Consider the following 2,786-nt stretch of genomic DNA (forward strand, 5'->3'; position numbering starts at 1 on the left):
GGGCGTCGCCGGGGGTGGCGGAGTCGCTGCGGACCCGATCCCGCAGGACCTCGGGGACGTCGCGCCGCCCGACCCCGCCGCCGCGAAGGGGCGAGGGCTGCAGCCGCGGCCGGAGACCGGGACCCGGTACGTCGCCCCGGAGGGCGAGCTGCAGGAGCGGATGGCGGAGATCTGGCAGGAGCTGACCGGCTTCGAGGGGATCGGGGCGCACGACGACTTCTTCTCGCTCGGCGGGCACTCGCTCCTGGCCACGCAGCTCGTCGCCCGCGTGCGCGGCGAGTTCGGGGTCGACGTGTCGCTGAACGCGGTGTTCGACGACCCCACCGTGGCCGGGATGGCGCGGAAGGTGGCCGCCCTCCGCGCGGGCGCGCGCGGGGGCGCGGAGCCCCCCGCCGCGATCCCCCGGGTGCCGCGCGACGGACGTGCCGCGCTCCCGCTCTCCTACGACCAGGAGCGCCTCTGGGTGCTGGACCGCCTGGAGCCCGGCAGCCCCATGTACAACGTGCCGGTGGGAGTCTGGCTGCGGGGCCCGCTGGACGTGGCCGCCGCGCAGCGCGCGCTCGCGGAGATCGTCCGCAGGCACGAGGTCTACCGGACCGTCTACGTGGAGACCGACGACGGCCCCGGGCAGGTCGTCCTTCCGGAGATGGAGGTCCCCCTCCCGGTGGACGACCTCTCCGCCGTCCCTGAAGCGGGGCGCCTCAGCGCCGTCCGCGCGAGGCACACCGACGAGGCGCGGCGTCCCATCGACCTGGCCGCCGGCCCCGTCGTCCGGGCCCGTCTCCTCCGCCTGGACGCCGAGCTGCACGCGCTGCTGGTGACCATGCACCACATCGTCGTGGACGGCTGGTCTTGGGGGATCTTCTACTACGAGCTGGGGGTGCTGTACGAGGCCTTCGTGGCCGGGAAGCCCTCACCCCTCCCGGAGCTGCCCATCCAGTACGCGGACTACGCCGCCTGGCAGCGGGAGCAGCTCTCGGGCGAGCGCCTGGAGCGACACCTGGCCTTCTGGCGGGAGAGCCTGCGCGGCGTGCCGCCGGTGCTGGAGCTTCCCACCGACCGGCCGCACCCCCCGGTGCAGAGCTATCGGGGCGGGATGCACGGCGTCGCGCTGGAGCCGGACCGGATGGAGCGCCTCCGCGCCCTGGCGCAGCGCGAGCGCACCACCTTCCACCAGGTCCTGGCGGCGGCCCTCCAGGCGCTCTGCTTCCGCTACACCGGGCAGGAGGACTTCGCAATCGGGTCGGTGGCCGCCAACCGCCAGCGGCCCGAGACGCAGCAGCTCATCGGCTTCTTCGTCAACACCATCCCCGTCCGCGCCCGTCCCTCCGGCCGCCTCCGCTTCGTGGATCTCCTGGAGCAGGTCAGGACGTGGATGGCGGAGGCATACGCCCACGCGGAGGTCCCGTTCCAGATGATCCTGGACGAGGTGCGGCCGGAGCGCGACTCCAGCCGCAACCCGCTGATCCAGGTGATGCTGGGGATCGAGGCCCCCGGCGAACACGGCCCGCCGCCGGAGGACCATTCCGGGCTATCCGTGCGCCGGCTGGAAGACGGTGCGGTCCCTACGGGCGACAGCGGCACCTCCAAGTTCGACCTGTCGATCCTCGTGAACGAGGGGACCTCCCCCTCGGCCGTGGTGGAGTACAACAGCGACCTCTTCGACCTCGCCACCGCGGCGCGGTTCCTGGACCACTTCCTCGTGCTCCTGGACGCCGTCGCCGACGCGCCGGAGACGCCGCTGGAGGAGCTCCCCCTGCTCCTGCCGGCGGAGCGGCGGGTGCTGGCGGAGTGGAGCGAGGGGGCGCCCGCCGAGCCCGGGGACGGATGCGTTCACGAGCGCTTCGCGGCGCAGGCCCGCCGCACCCCGGACGCCCCCGCCGTGGCCTTCGGCGCGGAGCGGCTCACCTACGCGGAGCTGGACCGCCGGGCGGACGGGCTGGCGCGGGGCCTGCGCTGCGCCGGCGTCGGGCCGGAGACGCGGGTGGGGATCCACCTGGAGCCGGGGACGGCGACGGTGGTGGCGATGCTGGGCGTGCTGAAGGCCGGGGGCGCATACGTCCCCCTGGACCCGGCATACCCGGCGGAGCGGCTGGCGTACATGCTCCGCGATTCGGAGGTGCCGGTCGTGGTCTCCCGCGAGGGTCTGGCGGACCGGCTGCCGGAGTTCGGGGGGGAGGTCGTCGACGTGAACGGCGACTTCCCCCCGGTCAGCCGGGAGGGGGAGAGCGTCGTTTCCCCCGACGCCGAAGGTCTGGCGTACGTCATCTACACCTCCGGCTCCACCGGCGCGCCCAAGGGGGTGATGGTGAGCCACCGGTCGCTGCTGGGGCTGGCCGGCTGGCACGCCCGCGCCTTCGGGGTGACCCCGGAAGACCGTGCGACGCAGCTGGCCTCCTTCAGCTTCGACGCGGCGGTGTGGGAGGTGTGGCCGTACCTGCTCGCCGGGGCGAGCGTGCACCTGGTGGACGCCGAGACGCGCACCTCCCCTGAGGCGCTGCGCACGCTCCTCCTGGAGCGGGGGATCACCCTCGCCTTCGTCCCCACGCCGCTGGCGGAGGGGCTGCTGGCGGCGGAGTGGCCTGAGCGCGTCCCGCTCCGCGCCCTCCTCACCGGCGGCGACGCGCTGCGCGTGCGGCCGCGGCCGGGGCTCCCCTTCGCCCTGGTCAACAACTACGGCCCCACCGAGACCACCGTGGTCGCCACCTCCGGCGTGGTCGAGCCGGAGGGGGATGGGCGCCCCCCCTCGCTCGGGCGCCCGATCGCCGGCGCGCGCGTCCTGGTGC

Annotated in this window: 1 protein-coding gene; it reads left to right on the plus strand. The window is 74.8% G+C overall.

What is annotated here, in order from left to right:
• Positions 1 to 2,786 (plus strand): condensation domain-containing protein (locus tag VGR37_14650; GenBank protein ID HEV2148641.1); only part of this gene is annotated, 2,786 nt, incomplete at both ends.

This window comes from Longimicrobiaceae bacterium (assembly GCA_035936415.1).
In the GTDB taxonomy this organism is placed as follows: Bacteria; Gemmatimonadota; Gemmatimonadetes; order Longimicrobiales; family Longimicrobiaceae; genus JAFAYN01.